We start from the raw sequence: 15,908 nt of genomic DNA on the forward strand, positions 1-15,908 counted from the left end.
CCGGCCCGTTCAGGGCCATCGCGTCCCACCATGCGCCATGTCGCCGCACTGGCCGGCGTGGAACCAAGACGGTGTCCCGCGTTGTGAACGGGGAACCGAACGTCTCCGCGGCGACCATTGAACGCGTCCGTCAGGCGATAGAGCGGTTGCGCTACCAGCCCAATCCGGACGCCGCGAACCTCAAACGGGCAAACGGCAGGACACTGACGCTCGGGTTTCTGGTGGAAAACTTGGCCGATCCGTTCTCGGCTGCGGTTCTCCGGGCAATAGAGGAAGAGGCATGGGACCGGAAGACTGCCGTCATTTCGGCCAGCCATGGTTGCGACCCCGAAAGGGAGCTGCAAATCATCAACAACTTCCTGGGCCGCCGTGTCGACGGGATCATCCTGGGACCAGCCAAGGGAAGGCACTCATTCCGCGCCCTGGAGGCGGCCCAGGGCACGTCGCTCGTCTTCTTGGGCGCACTGCCCATGGGAGTGCCTGCAGACGCGGTGACCACGGACAACGCTGCCGGCGCTGGGCAGGCCGCGGACCATCTCCTCGGACTCGGCCACCGCCGGATCGCGTACTGCGGCGCCGTCCCCGCAAGCGCAGGTGATGTCGCCGCCGGGGAACGGTACCGCGGATTCATGGCGAAACTCGGCCAAGCGGGCATCACATCCAGCGACATACCCGTTCTCCAGAACCTGCGGGACGCTGAAAGTGCTCGACACGAGATTGCCCGGCTCATCCGGAGCGGTCCCCGGCCCACAGCGATCTTCACCGCCGGTTCGGCAGGAACCGCCGGGGCGATCAAAGCGTTACGCGAGAACGGCATGAACAACTCAATCGCCGTCGTCGGGTTTGACGACTTTCCTCATGCTGACCTGGCTGACCCTGGAATTACAGTCATCGCCCAGGACGCGGAAGGAATCGGGCGGATCGCGGCAGAAAGGTTGTTTGCACGGATGGACGGCTTCTCCGGGGAACCCGCAACGCACCTCATTCCGGCAACGCTGAAAGAGCGTGGCAGCGGGGAAATCCGTCCGCGGTCTGCAAGCAGGCGACCATCCGTTTCGGCAGGCATAAGCTAGTACCAGAAGGTTGCTTCCAGCACCGGAGAGTTCATCGTGGACACTGAAACCGCCAATGTGATCGGTCATGACGTCACCACCATCTCCTGCGTGTGCGGCAACACCGTCAGCCAGGCCGTATTGATACAGGCCAATTCACAAGGCGTCCCCGTTTACGCCGGAGGAAGCACCTCCGTTCCCGCGGAGCTGGCGGAATGGCCTGCGGATGAGGACCTCTACACCCTCTGTCCCTCATGCGGCCGCGTGTACCGTGACTTGATAGTCGAAGAGACCGGGACCGCACCCGTTGCTTTCCGGGTGGACGTCACCTCCGGCCCAATCGCCGAGGCTATCCGGGCCCACTGGGACCTCAGCACGTAGGCCGGGCGGGGACTGCTCGCCCTGCCGCCTTTTGAGAGTTGGGTTCCGTACGGTTCCTTCACTGCTGAAAGAACCGCTGACGCAAATAGTCGATATTCCGGCGGCCGTCGACATACGGTGGGCTAAGCGGACAAATGTGAATACTCTCAAGGCGCCGGGGTACGGGAAGACTGAAGAACACCCCGGGAGGTGCCACGCAGGAACCACCGATAAAGGAGCAATCTGTGCGGGAAGCAAGCTTCAACAAGAGCGTTTCAGTAGCCGACGATTTGGCCGCCGAGCCTGACGGGCTCGATGCGGCCCCGGCTCATACGGCGGCCGCGGAAGCGGCCGAAGCGCCGGAAGCAGCGGAAGCCTCGGCAGCCGAAGTGCCCCCGGCTGACTCAGTGACCGAAGCACCGGAAGCGCCCGAAGCAACCGAAGCGGCTGACATCACCTATGACGAGCAGTTCTATCCGGCCCGTCCCAAGGCGCTCAGGCCGATCGCCCGCCGTCGCCAGTTCTTTGCCGACCGGCCCTCGCTCGAGTTCGACGGGCGCAACGCCGCTTATGTCGAGTGGCTGCGGAACCAGGCGATGCTTGGGGACGCGAACGTGATGGCGCGGCAGCTCTCCGGTCAGGCCAGCATGTGGCAGAACTCCTATGCCCATCCGAACCCCCGGGCCGCCGTGGAACGCGCGCCCGTCTGGTTCACCGCCTACCCGCTGTCCTTCATCACCCGCCCGGGCCAGTCCTTCCTCTCCGCCCTGGGTGATCCTGAACTGTGGGACGCCTTCCGGGAGATCGGGATCCGGGGCCTGCACACCGGTCCCGTCAAGCTCGCCGGCGGCATTCGGGGGTGGTCCCAGACGCCGAGCGTGGACGGGCACTTCGACCGCATCAGCATGGCGATCGACCCGGTGTTTGGCACCGAGGACGAATTCCGCAAGATGTGCGAGGTCGCCGCCGACCATGACGGCACCGTGATCGATGACATCGTTCCCGGCCACACGGGCAAGGGTGCCGACTTCCGTCTGGCCGAGATGAACTTCCGGGACTACCCCGGCATCTATCACATGATCGACATCCCGGAAGAGGACTGGCACCTGCTGCCGGACGTTCCTGACGGCGAAGATTCGGTAAACATCAGCCCCGACGCCGAACAGGCACTGCAGAAGGCCGGGTACATCATCGGCAGGCTGCAGCGGGTGATCTTTTACGAGCCTGGCGTGAAGGAGACGAACTGGAGCGCCACGCGGCCCATCGTGGACACGGCCGGGAAAACCCGGCGCTGGGTCTATCTGCACTACTTCAAGGCCGGACAGCCGTCCATCAACTGGCTGGACCCCACCTTTGCCGGGATGCGACTGGTGGTCGGGGACGCCCTGCACTCACTGCTCGACCTCGGCACCGGCGCCCTGCGGCTGGACGCGAACGGGTTCCTGGGTGTTGAGAAAAGCGCCGAGGAGCAGCCGGGCTGGTCGGAGGGGCATCCGCTGTCCGAGGCCGCAAACCAGCTGATCGGATCCATGATCCGCAAGGTGGGCGGGTTCTCGTTCCAGGAACTCAACCTGACCATCGACGACATCAAGGCCACCTCGGAGGCCGGTCCGGATCTTTCCTACGACTTCGTGACCAGGCCGGCATACCATTACGCCCTGGTGACGGCCGACACCGAATTCCTGCGCCTGACACTGCGGCTCGCCATGGAAATCGGCGTCGACCAGGCATCACTGGTCCACGCCCTCCAGAACCACGACGAACTGACCTACGAGCTGGTCCATTTCGCCGCCGGCCACAAGGATGACGTGTTCGAACTCAACGGCCAGGAACTTACCGGGGCCGAAGTCGCCGAGCACGTCCAGCAGACCCTGCGGGAACGGCTGACGGGGCCGGACACTCCGTACAACGCCCTGTTCACCACCAACGGCATCGCCTGCACCACGGCCAGCTTCATCATGGCCGCCCTGGGCATCCAGGACCCGGAGAACCTCTCCGACGAACAGCAGGCCCAGGTCCTGGACGTCCACATCCTGCTGTCCATGTACAACGCCCTGCAGCCGGGTGTCTTTGCCCTGTCCGGCTGGGACCTCACCGGCGTCGCCGCCCTGGACCGCCACAAGGTGCGGGAACTCACCGCGCAGGGAGATACCCGCTGGATCAACCGCGGCGCCCACGACATCATGGGCACCAGCCCCGAGGCGGAGGCCTCCTCCGCCGGCATGCCCCGTGCCCGCAGCCTCTACGGCCCGTTGCCAGACCAGCTCAAGGACCCGTCATCCTACGCCCGGCGCCTGCAGAAGATCCTTGCCGTGCGGGAACAGAGCGGTATCGCCACCAGCACCCTGCTGGACGTGCCGGACGTTTCCCACCGCGGGCTGCTGGTCATGGTCAACAGGCTGGGCAGCGGGGACCTGCAGGCGACTGTGCTCAACTTCTCCGGCCAGGACATCGCGGGCAGCATCCAGTCCACGCACCTGGTTCCCGGCAGCAGCGTCCATGACCTCTTCAGCGGCGAGGCCGTTGGGCAGGTCGACGACCTGCACAGCTTCTTCCTGGAACTGGGTGCCTACCAGGGCACGGCGCTGCTCCTGAAGGAGGGCGCGAAGGAGGACGACGGCGACGCCGAGTGAGCGGGCCCGGCACCTACGGTGCCGGCACCGCCACGGGCACCGGGCCCACCGAGCCGCGCCGCACCAGCGCGGCCTGGAACTCCGGTGCCGGCGCCACCGGCGGGCGGCCCTCGATCTGCCTGATCAGGGCGCTCGCCGCCGCCGCGCCCATTTCGTAGACGGGCTGCGCCACCACCGTCAGGGGTGGCGTGGTCAGGCGGGTCCAGGCGAAGTCGTCGTACATCAGGAACGACACGTCGTCGGGAATTCGGAGTCTCATCTCCTGGATGGCTTCCACCACGCTGAGGGCAATCAGGCCGTCGGAAGCCACGACGGCGGTGGCCGGGTCAGCGCCCAGCAGCACCTCCCGCGTGAGGCTCCGGATAGAGCCGGCATCGCCGGCGTTGAGCCGCACAAGGTCCTCAGGGAACTCGCACCCCGCGTCTGCAAAGGCCCGGCGCATCCCCTCAATGCGGTCCGAGATCTGCGACGAATCCAGCCGCATCTCCACGGAATACCCGGCGTCGGTCCGCAGTGTCGAGATGAAGGCGACCCTGCGGTGCCCGGCGTCCAGGAGGTACCGGGTCGATTCGTAAGAGATGGCGGCCATGTCGACGGCGACGGTCTCCACCGCGAGGCGGTCGGCCGAGCGGTCCAGCAGCACCAGCGGCCGGCCCGATTCGTGGACCCGCCGCAAATGTTCCGTCTCCACCGATGAGGCCGGCGCGACGATCAGGCCGTCGACCCGCTTGTCGAGCAGTACGCGGACGGCGTCCATTTCGGCAGCGGTGTTCTCGTCCGTGTTGATCAGGATGACGTTGAACCCGCTCTTCTTGGCCGTGTCCGTGATCCCCCTGGTGGCCAGCCCGAAATGCGGGTTTTCGATGTCGCCCACCACAACGCCGATGGTGTGCGATTTCCCCGTGTTCATGCTGCGCGCCAGCTCGTTGGGCCGGTACTCCAGCTCTTCCGCCGCGGCGAGAACCCGCTCGCGGACGTCGTCGCTGACGGCCCCGTAGTTGCCCAAGGCGCGTGCCGCCTGGGCCTTGGACACCTGGGCAGCTTTTGCGACGTCGGCAACTGTAACGTCCCGGCGCCTTGCTCCGTCACTGCTCATGTTCACCTTTCCGAGGGGGCTGTTGACGCGGCCTGTGAGTTCCGCTACATTTCTAGCAATCGATGTGAGTCCGGTCTCAATCGTAGGGACTGAGACCGGACTCAGCAAGAGCTTCATCGACCAAATCCTTCGGCGGCCCTGACAGCACCGCTTTCCCTCCCACGATTGGACAACGCTGTGATCAAACTGAACTTCCGCCCGGCAGCAGTGGCTGCGGCAGCCCTGGCGGCCATCCTCGCCCTGTCCGGCTGCGGCGGGTCATCCTCCGCCACCTCCAGCCCGGCCGAGAACCCGTACGGACTGATCGAACCGGGCACCATCCGGGTGGCCAGCCTGGGCGACTCAAAGCCGTACACCTTCACGGACGCGCAGGGTAACTTCACCGGCTTCGACGTCGAACTGTTCAAGGACGTGGCCCACCGCGCCGGCGTAGACAAAGTAGTCTTCACCGGTCAGGACTTCTCCGGGCTGCTCGCCGCCGTGGCCAACGGCCAGTTCGACGTCGGTGTGGCCGCCATCGGCATCACCGACAAGCGCAAGGAAACCGTCGACTTCTCCAACGGCTACCTTGCCGGCTACCTGACGGTCATCACCACCAACGCCTCGGGCATCAAGGACGTGGACGGCCTCAACGGAAAGCGGCTGGGCGTGGTCCAGGGAACGCTCCAGGAGGCCTACGCGGTCAAGAACTTCACCTCCGCCAGCCTGGTGCGCTTCCCGGACAACAACACCGCGATCGCCGCCGTCAACAGCGGCTCCGTGGACGCCCACTTCCTTGACTACGAAGCTGCCAAGGCGTACCAGGAGCAGTACGGCCTGATCAGTGCGGCTGACATCCCCTCCTTTGACGCCCCTGCGGGCTTCGCCATCGCCAAGGACAAGCCCGCCTTCAAGGAAGCCCTGAACAAGGGTCTGGCCGAGGCGATGGAAGACGGCACGTGGAAGAAGCTCTACCAGAAGTGGTTCCCGGGCTCCCCGATGCCTGAGCAGTACCTGCCCAAGGCCGAGCAGACCGCCACCCCGGCCCCGACCGCAAACAAGTAAGCGGCAGCCGGACGGCCCAGTGCCGTTCCCGCCGGGCGGCCCGCACGCCGGCCGCCCGGCACAGGGACACCCGTCCGGCACTCGAATAAAAAACAACTAACGTCTGAGAGCAATCAATGGACTGGCTCAACATCATCGGCCGCACCTTCTTCGACTTCGAAGCAATGCTTGAGGTGCTGCCCCAACTTCTCGGGGTTGGCCTTCTCAACACACTGATCATCTCCGTCGCCGCCACCATCCTTGGCGTGGTGCTGGGCATGGTGGTGGCGGTCATGGGCATCTCGCGGTCCCGGTGGCTGCGCATCCCGGCCCGGATCTACACAGACCTCTTCCGCGGCCTGCCGGCCATCCTCACGATCCTCCTGATCGGCCAGGGCTTCGCGCGCTTCAGCCAGTCAGTCTTCGGGCCCTCACCGTACCCGCTGGGAATTATCGCGCTGAGCCTCATCGCCAGCGCCTACATCGGCGAAATCTTCCGCGCCGGCATCCTCAGCGTGGACAAGGGCCAGGGCGAAGCGTGCCGCGCCCTGGGCATGAGCTACGCGAAATCCATGGCCCTGGTGGTGGTCCCGCAGGGCGTCCGCCGCGTCCTGCCGGCCCTGGTGAACCAGTTCATTGCCATCGTCAAGGACTCCTCGCTGGTTTACTTCCTGGGCCTGCTGGTCAGCGAACGCGAACTCTTCCGGGTGGGTCAGGATGCCGCCGTGCTGTCCGGAAACCTCTCGCCCCTGGTGATGGCCGGCATCTTCTACCTGGTGATCACGGTGCCTCTGACGCACCTGGTCAATTACTTCGACAACAGGTTCCGCACTGGACGCCGCCGGCCCACTCCGCCCACGAGCGGCCTGAAGGAAGTCACGGAACTCGACGCGGCCTCGCCACTCACCACCGGGAGCAACACATGAACCTCACTAGCGCCAGCGCCAGCAAAACGACCCCAAACAAGATGCCCGCCCACAAAGCCCAGGACATCGAGACGTTCCACGGCTCCAGCCTGGAACTGCGGAACCTGACCATGGCCTACGGGGACATCGAGGTCCTTCGGAACGTCAGCCTCACGGTAGCCCCGGGCACCACCACCTGCATCATCGGGCCCTCGGGCTCGGGCAAGTCCACGCTGCTGCGGGGCGTCAACCGGCTGCACGAACCCAAGAGCGGCGACGTGCTGCTGGCCGGTGAAAGCGCCCTGCAGGTCAAGCCGGACACCCTGCGCCGCCGGATCGGCATGGTGTTCCAGCACTTCAACCTCTTCCCTGACCACACCGCACTCGAGAACGTGGCACTTGCCCTCTGGAGCGTCAAGGGCATGCCCAAGGCCGAGGCCATGGACCGTGCGCGCCGCCGGCTGGCGGAAGTGGGCCTGGCCGAGCGGGCCGACCACCGCCCCCGAGACCTCTCCGGGGGCCAGCAGCAGCGCGTGGCGATCGCCCGGGCGCTGGCCATGGAACCGGAGGTGATGCTGTTCGACGAAGCCACCAGCGCCCTGGACCCGGAACTGGTCAAAGGCGTCCTGAACCTGATGGCAGGACTCGGCCGGCGCGGCATGACCATGCTGGTGGTCACGCACGAGATGGGCTTCGCCCGCAAGGTCGCGGACCAGGTGGTCTTCATGGACGAGGGCGAAGTGGTGGAGGTTGGCACACCGGCCGAACTCTTCGACAACCCGCGCAGCGAACGGCTGCAGCGCTTCCTCTCGGAGGTGCTGTGATGCGCACCCTGACAGAGGCGCCCATCCGGACCGCCGTCGTCGGCTTTGGGATCTCCGGCAAGGTCTTCCACGCGCCGCTGGTCGCAGCGGATCCGCACTATTCGCTGGACGTGATCGTGACGGCGGACCCGGCGCGGGCCGCGGAAGCGGCCAGGCTCTACCCGCAGGCACGCATCGTTTCCACGCCGGAAGCGATGTTCGCAGAGGCCGCGAACCTGGACCTCGTCATCCTGGGCACGCCGCCGCACACGCACTTCGACCTGGCGGCCGCAGCCATTGCGCACGGCCTGCACGTGGTGGTGGACAAGCCCTTCGTGCCGACGTCAGCCCAGGGGGAGGAGCTGATCGCCTTGGCGTCCGACGCCGGGGTGCAGCTCACGGTGTTCCAGAACCGCCGGTGGGACGCCGACTTCCTGACGTTGCAGAAGCTGCTTCGGGAGTCCGCCCTGGGCGAGGTGCGCACGTTCGAATCCCGGTTCGAATGGTGGCGGCCGGAGGGCTTCGGGAACTGGCGCGACACCGTTTCCCTTGCCCAGGGCGGCGGGATCCTCCACGATCTCGGCGCGCACCTGATCGACCAGGCCGTCCGGCTGTTCGGGCCGGTCGAGAAGAGCTACGGGGAGACGGCCAACCGGGGATCGGATCCGGAGGCCGCAGACACTGAGGCGTTCGTCTCTCTGCTTCACAGGTCCGGGGTCCGCAGCAGGCTATGGATGAACGGCATGGCAGCCCAGGTGGGTCCGCGCTTCCACGTCCTGGGCTCCGAATCGGGCTACACCAAGTGGGGCCTGGACGGCCAGGAACCCGCGCTCGCGGCCGGCATGACACCGTCGGATCCCGCCTATGGCGTTGATCTCCAGGAGTCTTGGGGGCTTCTTGGGGTGGATGGAGCCGCCATTCCCGTTGGCGCAGAGCGCGGCGCCTATCCCCAGTTCTATGTGCAGCTAGCCACGGCCCTGCGTGGGGAAGGCCCGCTGCCCGTCGATCCGGCCGGGCCGCTCGAAGTCCTCAAGGTCATCGAAAGCATCCACGCGCTGGCCTGACGCCCGGTCCCCACTCTTGCGGCAACCCGCCGCCCTACCTTCCCGGACGCAGCGAATCCAAAGCCGCGTCCCCATCAACCGTGTCCAAAATCCGCAGAAAGGGAGAACTCATGTCCTCCACCGCCACCAAGCACGTCGCCATCATCGGCGGCGGCATCCTGGGCGTCTCCACCGCTGTCCACCTGCTCCGCGAAGGCGCATCCGTGACGCTGCTGACCGAACGGGGCCTGGCCAGCGAAGCCACCGGACGTTCGCTCTCCTGGCTCAACTCCGCAGGCGAAAGGTCCACTCCCTACCACCAGCTCCGGCTCGCCGGTGTGGACCGGTACCGCACGCTCTTCGCCGCCGACCCCGGCCGGGAGTGGCTGCAGTTCGGCGGCGGGCTCATGTGGAACGCCGAAGGGCAGCGGGAGACCACCGAGGCGCGCCACGCCTTCGAGAAGTCCGTCGGCTATGACTCGAAGCTGCTGGCCCCGGAGCGCATTGCCGCGTTCACGCCCGGCATCGATGCGGGGGCCGTTCCCGAAAACGCCATCTTCAACCCCGGTGAGGGCTGGGTCAGCCTGCCGGACCTGGTGGACTTCCTGATGGAGGAATTCCACGAGCGCGGCGGCAGGCTGGTGCTGAACGCCGGCAAGTCCGCCGTGGTGGTCGACGGCGGCCGGGCGGTGGGCGTCGAGACGGCGGCGGGGGAGACGTACGACGCCGACGCGGTGCTGGTGGCGTGCGGGGCGGCGACACCCGCCGTCGTCGCTCCGTTGGGCGTGGACATCCCCAACGGTTCCCCGGTGTCCATGCTGGTGCTGACCAAGCCGGTGGAGCACAGCGTCAGGGCCGTGATGAACACGCCGCGGGCCGCCGTGCGCCCCAATCCGGGCAGCACGTTCGCCCTGGACCACGACTGGTACGAGGAACACATCACGGAGCATGCGGACGGTTCGTTCAGCATCCCCGAGGATGTGGTGCAGGAACTCGCCGACGAAGCCAGCAAGCTCATTGCCGGCAACCCTGAGCTCAAGCCCGGCAGCTGGAAGATCGGCTACAAGCCGATCCCCGGCGACGGCGAGCCGGTGCTGGGCGAGCTGGGCCAGGTGCCCGGCTGCTTCGTGGCCTTCACCCACTCCGGTGCCACGCTCGGGCTGGTGGTCGGCGAACTCCTCGCCGGCGAGATCCTGACGGGAGACAGCCACCCCATGCTGGCCACGTTCCGTCCCGGCCGGTTCTCCTAACCTGAAGAGACGGAAGCCCCGCACCGCCGCTGAACACGGGCGGTGCGGGGCTTCTTTCATGAGATGGCTATCGGATCGGCCCGGCATGTGACGTACGATACGAGTCACATGCGGTTGCCGTGTACCCCTCGGGTTGACGGCAACGCTGAATACTTCAGTCACGCCTCCGGCGGCCCCGAATTGATCCAGGGGGGCAAAGGAGTTGCTGGCGCATCTGATGCTGGGGGGCGGATGGAAACAGGCGTGATTCGAAGAGCGTTGCGGTCTGGCGGGCGGACGGGGCCGCGGCCCTGGCTCCGGTGGCTCATGTGGGTGCTCCTTGGCCTGTACCTGGCGGGGCTGATGGTGCACGGCGAGGGGTTCAATCCGCTCGTGGACCTTTGGCTGGGGATGCCGGCATCGTGGGCGCCCGCTGCCGTGGCCTGGCTGGCGGCCTATCGCGCCAAGAACCGCCGGGCACTCGCCCTCGTGGCGATGGCCTTGAGTGCGTTTGCGGCGGGGAGCACCATCTACGTCTCCTCGCTGGCAGGGGCCAGTTCGCTGCCCTTCCCGTCGCCCGCGGATATTGGCTACCTGCTGTTCTATCCGCTGGTTCTCAGCGGGTTGTTCGTCTATCTGCTCGCGCTGCGGCAGCGGCTGGCACGTTCAGTGCTGCTGGACGCCGTCGTCGGCTCATTCGGTGCGGCCTCTGTCCTGGTGGTCCTGCTCAGCCCGCTGCTGTCGGCTGCCGGCGGGTTTCCCTCGTTCGCCACGTCCGTTGCGGTCGCCTACCCCCTGCTGGATCTCGTGGTCCTGGCCGTGACCGCCGGAATGGCAGCCGTGCCGGGTCTCGCCACCGGCCGCAGCGGGGTGATCCTGATGCTGGGGCTTATGGTGTTCGCCGCGGCCGATGTTGCGTACGCCTTCCGGCTGGCGAACGACACATACTATCTGGGCACACCCCTGGATGCCGGCTGGACAGCGGGCATGTGCCTCATCGCCGCCTGGGCGGATGACTTTACCCGGCAGGGGGCAGCCGCCGAGGGCGCCAGCGAAGGTGCGTGGACGCCGGCGGTTCCGATGGTTGCCACCGCCGCCGGCCTGGGCGTCCTGATCGTGGGCACCGGAACCCCGGTGCCGGAACTCGCCGTCGGGCTGGCCGCAGCCACCCTGATCTCAGCCGGCATCCGCACCCAGATGGCCTTCCGCCAGCTGGTCACGCTCGCCGAGGTGCGCCGGCAGTCGAGGACCGATGAACTGACGGGGCTGCCGAACCGGCGGGCGCTCTACGCCGACGCTCCCGGGGTGCTCGAGGCGCAGCAGGATGCACCGTGCGCCTTCCTGCTCCTGGATGCGGACAGGTTCAAGGAAATCAACGACAGCCTGGGCCATGACGTGGGGGACCGGCTGCTGATCCAGATCAGCGAACGGCTCCGCCGGTGCCTGGGGCCCGGTGACCTGATAGCCCGGCTGGGCGGGGACGAGTTCGCCATTATCCTTCTTGATGCCGGCGAGCACGAGGCACTCCGGCTCGCGGACCGGCTGCGGGCCGCCTTGAGTGAGCCCCTGACCCTGAGGGGGATCGCCCTTCAGGTCGGTGTCAGCGTCGGCATCGCCCTGTTCCCGGAGCAGGGGACGGACCTGAAGACGCTGCTCCGCAAGGCGGACACGGCCATGTACCGTGCCAAAAACTCGCGCAGCGGCCGGCACGTGTACGCCAGTGAGGACCACAGCCCCGGGGAGGAGCGGCTGAGGATGCTCCAGGAACTTCGCGCAGCCCTGGCCGAGGATGAGCTCCTGCTGCATTACCAGCCCAAGGTGGACGTGATCACGGGTGAGGCGAAGGGCGTGGAGGCCCTGGTCCGCTGGAACCATCCCCGGCACGGGCTGCTGGCCCCCGGCTCGTTTCTTCTCCTGGCCGAGGAGGGCGGGCTCATGAACGCCCTGAACGACCGGGTGCTTACCCTGGCGCTGGACCAGGCGGTCATCTGGCATTCGCAGGGCAGGTCGATGACCGTGGCTGCCAATCTCTCTGCCAGCTCACTCATCGATGCAGAGCTGCCGGACCGGATTGCAGCCATGATCCAGGAGCGGGGCCTGGCGGAGTCGGCGCTGATGGTCGAGATCACTGAGGATTTCATGATGCCGGACCGTGTCCGTGCCAGGGACATCCTGTCCGGGCTGCAGGCCAGGGGCATCCGGGTAGCGATCGATGATTTCGGCACGGGCTACAGTTCGCTGGCCTACCTTCGGGACCTGCCCATCAACGAGCTGAAGCTTGACCGCTCCTTCATCGTTTCTATGATCGGGGACCCGCGGGGCGCGGCCTTGGTGTCCTCGACCATCAACCTTGCGCACAGCCTTGGCCTGACGGTTGTGGCCGAAGGGGTAGAGGACGGAGATGCCCTGGACCAGCTGGGCCGTTACGGCTGCGACCAGGCACAGGGATTCCACATCCTTCGGCCTGTACCGGCCGCCGAGCTGAACGACTGGTTCACCGCGTCCCGCCTGGACAGCGGGCTGCCCTCGGCGTGACGCGCTTAGCCGCCGGCTGGTGTGGGAGTGGCTGTCGGGGCGGTGGTCGGGGCTGGAGCCGCGGCGGTTGGGGCGGACGACGGCGGTGGGTCCAGCGTGACGGTCACGGTTCCGTCCGCGGCGATGGCGATCCGACCGTGCTGGTACTCCTGGAGGGAGCCCGCGGCGTCCCCGGTCGGGAAGCCCAATGGGCCGGTTCCGCCGCCGGCGGCGATCCATGCCGCACGCAGTGCCGGCGTGGAGATGTGCGCGCCCGTGGCGCTGTGCCAGATGATGTAGCCCGTCCGGAAGCCCTGGTAGCGTCCGCCGACCCCGGTGGACAATTCATTGGTGATGGCATGCCCAAGCGTGCGGGCGGCCTTGAACTTCGCGCCGATGGCCCCGGCAACAATCCGCGCCCCCGACTGGGCAGTCCACGTGATGGTTCCGCCCTGGAAGTCCTGCGCCGCGCCGCCACTGAAAGCGTACTCATTGCCTGTGGGGTAGCCGAGGGTGCCGTGTTCCGAACCGGCCCCGGCCCAGGCTGTGCGGATGGCACCGCGGGTGATGCGGGCGCCTGTGGCGGGGGACCAGTGGATGATCCCGCCCTGGAACGTCTGGTAGCTGCCGCCGTCTTTCAGGCCGCCGGTCTCATCGGACGTGGGGTAGCCGAGCACGCCGCGTTCGTAGCCTGATGCGGCCCAAGCGGCGAGGATTCCGCCACGGGTGATGTGCGCCCCCGTCGCCGGCGACCAGTGGATCCGGCCGCCCAGGAAGCTCTGGTAGGCACCGCCGTTCGTAAGGCCGCGTCCCTCATCCGACGCGGGGTAGCCAAGCCTGCCGTTCTGCGCGCCGGCGGCAGCCCATTTGCTGCGGATCGCGCCGCCGACCGTACGCGCACCGCCCGCCGCCGACCAATAGATCGACCCGCCCCGGAACGCCTGGTACGCCCCGCCGCTCCGCAGCCCTGTCACCTCGCGGGAGGCGGGGTTGCCCAGCCAGCTGGCGGGTCCCCCGGTGCGGGCGTACTTGGCGGTGATGGCACCGAACGGGTTGCTCGAGTACGGCGTGAACACGTCATCCACCGACCCCATAATGATGCGGTCTCCTGGCCGGCTGGTCCGGAGCAGACGGGTGACCGTGGCCAGGCTCGTGGAGACGCAGCCGGCACTGGGGGCGCGGCCGGCATGGAAGAAAATGGCGTACGAGGCGCCAAGGACGGTCTTTGAGTCCGGCGGCCGGTTGTAGTTGATGACGGCGGCCTGCTCGTAATAGCCCTGGTTCATGAAGTTCCAGAGGTTCTCATCGGCTTCGCCGCCGGCGCCTTCAAAGTACTGGTTGTAGTTCCGGTTCCATTCACCGCCCCAGCGGGACCGGCCGTTGATCTTGTAGTACTTCAGGGCCGTGCCGGGATTGCTGCGCCCCAGGGCCTCCGTGAAACTGAACGAGCCAGTGGGGGACCGGTAAGTGTCCTCCCATTCCCGGTTCTGCGCGGCAAACCCGTACTGCCCGCCGTAGCCCCAGTCCTGCCACTCCTGGATATAGCGGTTTCCCGAACGGACGCAGCCCGTGATGGTGAGCAGGCTGGTGTTGCGGGTGGTGGCCGTGGCGAACGTGACCCTGTTCGCTCCGAAGCCGGAAAACTTGGTCTGCCCGGCGCTGAGCCGCGCGCAGGGGTTGTAAACCTGCGCCGACGCGCTGGCGGGCGGGGCCGTGGCCACCGCTGCGGCCGGAAGGGCCAGCGCGAGAAGGGCAGCGATCAGGACTTTCAGAACAGACACGGCGGAGACCTTTGCCTATGGCGACGCCCGCATCCCCCCGCGGCCGCCATCCGGACACGAGCATATAGTGCGCCGCCGCCTGCGTGGTGTCAGGCCAGGATGTTCTTGTGGAAGAACACCAGGTAGTCGCCGGTGGCGTCCTCAAACCCGAAGTCCTTCCAGTAGGCCCGCAACGCCGATTTGGCCTCCTCATGCTCTGCTGAGTCCGCCGGCGGGACCCCCGCGCCGTCCGCCGGCACGGCGTGGACCACCACCAGGTTCACAGACCGGCCCACGGTTTCCACGATGGCGTTGAGCACCGAGTAGCCCGTCCTGCCGCCACGGTACTCGGGGAAGATCTCGAACGAGGAGACGATCATCAGGTCTCCGCCGTCCTGCAGGTACTCCCTGATGAGGTCCGGGCGGTCCGTGGTGAGCATTTCAACGGCTTTGGCCATTTCCGGGTCGGCCGTGCTGGTGGTGAGGAAGAGGTTGATCATGCCGGCTTTGGGAACAACCTGGACGACGGCGCTGCCAAGTTGCCGTTCCTCGTCGCCGCCGGGGGCGGGAAATGGGCAACTCACCGCAACTTCCCAGCGCAGCGGATAGTCCGCAGGGTCATGCTCAAGCCCCGGCGTGCCGCGGTACCGGAGCCTGTACTCAAAGATCAGCGATTCCGGATCGATTACGGTCATGGCGCCGTCCTTGGGCTCGCAGCTTGCGTGTTTGGGAATCTTAGTCGCCTTGGGCGGCGGGAGGAATGGGATCAGCCCCGCAGGCCGCCCAGCCCGCTGATCAGTGCTTCCAGGCCAAGGCTGAAGGCGACATCGGCGGGCCGCTCGTGGCCCTGCTCGGCCAGGCTGCGGACCGCGCCCGTGAAGCTGGGCGTCGCCTCCGCCATGGTTCCGGGATCGAAGATGTCCGCCGGCGCCGTGACGTCGTAGGCCGAGCCGAAGATGAAGGACTCCAGCGCGACGATGGAAGAGACGATCCGCTCCTCCGGAAACCCGGCGTCGCGAAAGCCGGAGCTGACCGTTTCATACATGGCCAGGGTCTGTGGCGCATCGGTCACGGGCAGCACGGCAATGACCGGTATCAGCGGGGTGTGGCGGGAGAAGACGTCACGGTAGCTCCAGGCCCATTTCCGCACGGCGTCCTCCCACGGGCCGGCACCGAAGGCCGAAACATCCACAAGTGATGCCAGGTGGTCCTCCACCAGCAGGAGCACGTCCCGCTTGGATTTCACGTGGTTGTAAAGGGCCGACGGCGCCACGTTCAGTGAGCGGGCCAGTGCGGCCATGGTCAGGCCGTCGTAGCCCTTCTTCTCGATGAGCCCCAGCGCGCCTTCTGTGATGCCGCCCTTGTCCAGCACGCCTCCCACGGGGCGCCCGGCGCGGCGCCGGGTGCCCTGCCCAGCTGTCGCTGAACCGGCGGTTGCTACGGCTGGTGATGCCGGCATGGCTGACCTTTCTGCGGGTGAACGTCCTTTC

Annotated in this window: 13 protein-coding genes; 9 read left to right on the top strand and 4 right to left on the bottom strand. The window is 66.9% G+C overall.

The window, feature by feature from the left end:
• Nucleotides 1–83: 83 nt before the first annotated feature.
• The 3 genes from ARGLB_RS06890 to treS all read left to right on the top strand — a co-directional run bounded on the left by ARGLB_RS06890 (nucleotide 84) and on the right by treS (nucleotide 4,045).
• Nucleotides 84–1,073 (top strand): LacI family DNA-binding transcriptional regulator, encoded by a 990-nt coding sequence (locus ARGLB_RS06890; RefSeq protein ID WP_245531490.1) that lies wholly within the window; start codon nucleotides 84–86, stop codon nucleotides 1,071–1,073.
• 36 nt (nucleotides 1,074–1,109) lie between these two features.
• Nucleotides 1,110–1,433 (top strand): hypothetical protein, encoded by a 324-nt coding sequence (locus ARGLB_RS06895; RefSeq protein WP_003800491.1) that lies wholly within the window; start codon nucleotides 1,110–1,112, stop codon nucleotides 1,431–1,433.
• A gap of 386 nt (nucleotides 1,434–1,819) precedes the next feature.
• Entirely contained in the window at nucleotides 1,820–4,045 is a 2,226-nt protein-coding gene (gene treS, locus ARGLB_RS06900; protein ID WP_373279094.1) for a maltose alpha-D-glucosyltransferase, read from the top strand.
• A gap of 13 nt (nucleotides 4,046–4,058) precedes the next feature.
• Here treS and ARGLB_RS06905 read toward each other — a convergent pair whose 3' ends face one another.
• Entirely contained in the window at nucleotides 4,059–5,141 is a 1,083-nt protein-coding gene (locus ARGLB_RS06905; RefSeq protein ID WP_043418221.1) for a LacI family DNA-binding transcriptional regulator, read from the bottom strand.
• A 177-nt stretch (nucleotides 5,142–5,318) separates the two neighbouring features.
• Here ARGLB_RS06905 and ARGLB_RS06910 point away from each other — a divergent pair, with 177 nt between their 5' ends.
• From ARGLB_RS06910 to ARGLB_RS06935, 6 genes are all read left to right on the top strand, one after another.
• Nucleotides 5,319–6,185, top strand: coding sequence for an ABC transporter substrate-binding protein (locus tag ARGLB_RS06910; protein ID WP_003800494.1), 867 nt, complete (start codon nucleotides 5,319–5,321; stop codon nucleotides 6,183–6,185).
• A gap of 116 nt (nucleotides 6,186–6,301) precedes the next feature.
• Nucleotides 6,302–7,090, top strand: coding sequence for an amino acid ABC transporter permease (locus tag ARGLB_RS06915; RefSeq protein WP_003800495.1), 789 nt, complete (start codon nucleotides 6,302–6,304; stop codon nucleotides 7,088–7,090).
• Nucleotides 7,087–7,893: an amino acid ABC transporter ATP-binding protein gene (locus ARGLB_RS06920; RefSeq protein WP_003800496.1), complete on the top strand. Its 807-nt coding sequence runs from the start codon at nucleotides 7,087–7,089 to the stop codon at nucleotides 7,891–7,893. Before ARGLB_RS06915 ends, ARGLB_RS06920 begins: the two co-directional genes overlap by 4 nt.
• Entirely contained in the window at nucleotides 7,893–8,936 is a 1,044-nt protein-coding gene (locus tag ARGLB_RS06925) for a Gfo/Idh/MocA family protein (protein WP_003800497.1), read from the top strand. Before ARGLB_RS06920 ends, ARGLB_RS06925 begins: the two co-directional genes overlap by 1 nt.
• 110 nt (nucleotides 8,937–9,046) lie before the next feature.
• A complete protein-coding gene (locus ARGLB_RS06930) occupies nucleotides 9,047–10,165 on the top strand; it encodes an NAD(P)/FAD-dependent oxidoreductase (RefSeq protein WP_003800498.1) in 1,119 nt (372 codons plus the stop codon).
• 306 nt (nucleotides 10,166–10,471) lie between these two features.
• A complete protein-coding gene (locus tag ARGLB_RS06935; RefSeq protein WP_003800499.1) occupies nucleotides 10,472–12,679 on the top strand; it encodes a putative bifunctional diguanylate cyclase/phosphodiesterase in 2,208 nt (735 codons plus the stop codon).
• A 5-nt stretch (nucleotides 12,680–12,684) separates the two neighbouring features.
• Here the strand turns inward: ARGLB_RS06935 and ARGLB_RS06940 are convergent, their stop codons facing one another.
• From ARGLB_RS06940 to ARGLB_RS06950, 3 genes are all read right to left on the bottom strand, one after another.
• Entirely contained in the window at nucleotides 12,685–14,439 is a 1,755-nt protein-coding gene (locus ARGLB_RS06940; protein ID WP_003800500.1) for a hypothetical protein, read from the bottom strand.
• An 89-nt stretch (nucleotides 14,440–14,528) separates the two neighbouring features.
• Complete coding sequence (locus ARGLB_RS06945; RefSeq protein ID WP_003800501.1) at nucleotides 14,529–15,113, bottom strand: hypothetical protein; 585 nt, start codon at nucleotides 15,111–15,113, stop codon at nucleotides 14,529–14,531.
• A 71-nt stretch (nucleotides 15,114–15,184) separates the two neighbouring features.
• Nucleotides 15,185–15,877 (bottom strand): TetR/AcrR family transcriptional regulator C-terminal domain-containing protein, encoded by a 693-nt coding sequence (locus ARGLB_RS06950; RefSeq protein WP_043418223.1) that lies wholly within the window; start codon nucleotides 15,875–15,877, stop codon nucleotides 15,185–15,187.
• Between the last annotated feature and the right edge of the window lie 31 nt (nucleotides 15,878–15,908).

Origin of the sequence: Arthrobacter globiformis NBRC 12137 (assembly GCF_000238915.1) — a bacterium.
Lineage (GTDB): Bacteria > Actinomycetota > Actinomycetes > Actinomycetales > Micrococcaceae > Arthrobacter > Arthrobacter globiformis.

Excerpts from the sequence above, each read along its gene's own strand:
- ARGLB_RS06935 (WP_003800499.1), top strand. The coding sequence starts at position 10,472 with ATGTGGGTGCTCCTTGGCCTGTACCTGGCGGGGCTGATGGTGCACGGC.
- ARGLB_RS06930 (WP_003800498.1), top strand. The coding sequence starts at position 9,047 with ATGTCCTCCACCGCCACCAAGCACGTCGCCATCATCGGCGGCGGCATC.
- ARGLB_RS06920 (WP_003800496.1), top strand. The coding sequence starts at position 7,087 with ATGAACCTCACTAGCGCCAGCGCCAGCAAAACGACCCCAAACAAGATG.
- ARGLB_RS06950 (WP_043418223.1), bottom strand. The coding sequence starts at position 15,877 with ATGCCGGCATCACCAGCCGTAGCAACCGCCGGTTCAGCGACAGCTGGG.
- ARGLB_RS06915 (WP_003800495.1), top strand. The coding sequence starts at position 6,302 with ATGGACTGGCTCAACATCATCGGCCGCACCTTCTTCGACTTCGAAGCA.
- ARGLB_RS06925 (WP_003800497.1), top strand. The coding sequence starts at position 7,893 with ATGCGCACCCTGACAGAGGCGCCCATCCGGACCGCCGTCGTCGGCTTT.
- ARGLB_RS06945 (WP_003800501.1), bottom strand. The coding sequence starts at position 15,113 with ATGACCGTAATCGATCCGGAATCGCTGATCTTTGAGTACAGGCTCCGG.
- ARGLB_RS06905 (WP_043418221.1), bottom strand. The coding sequence starts at position 5,141 with ATGAGCAGTGACGGAGCAAGGCGCCGGGACGTTACAGTTGCCGACGTC.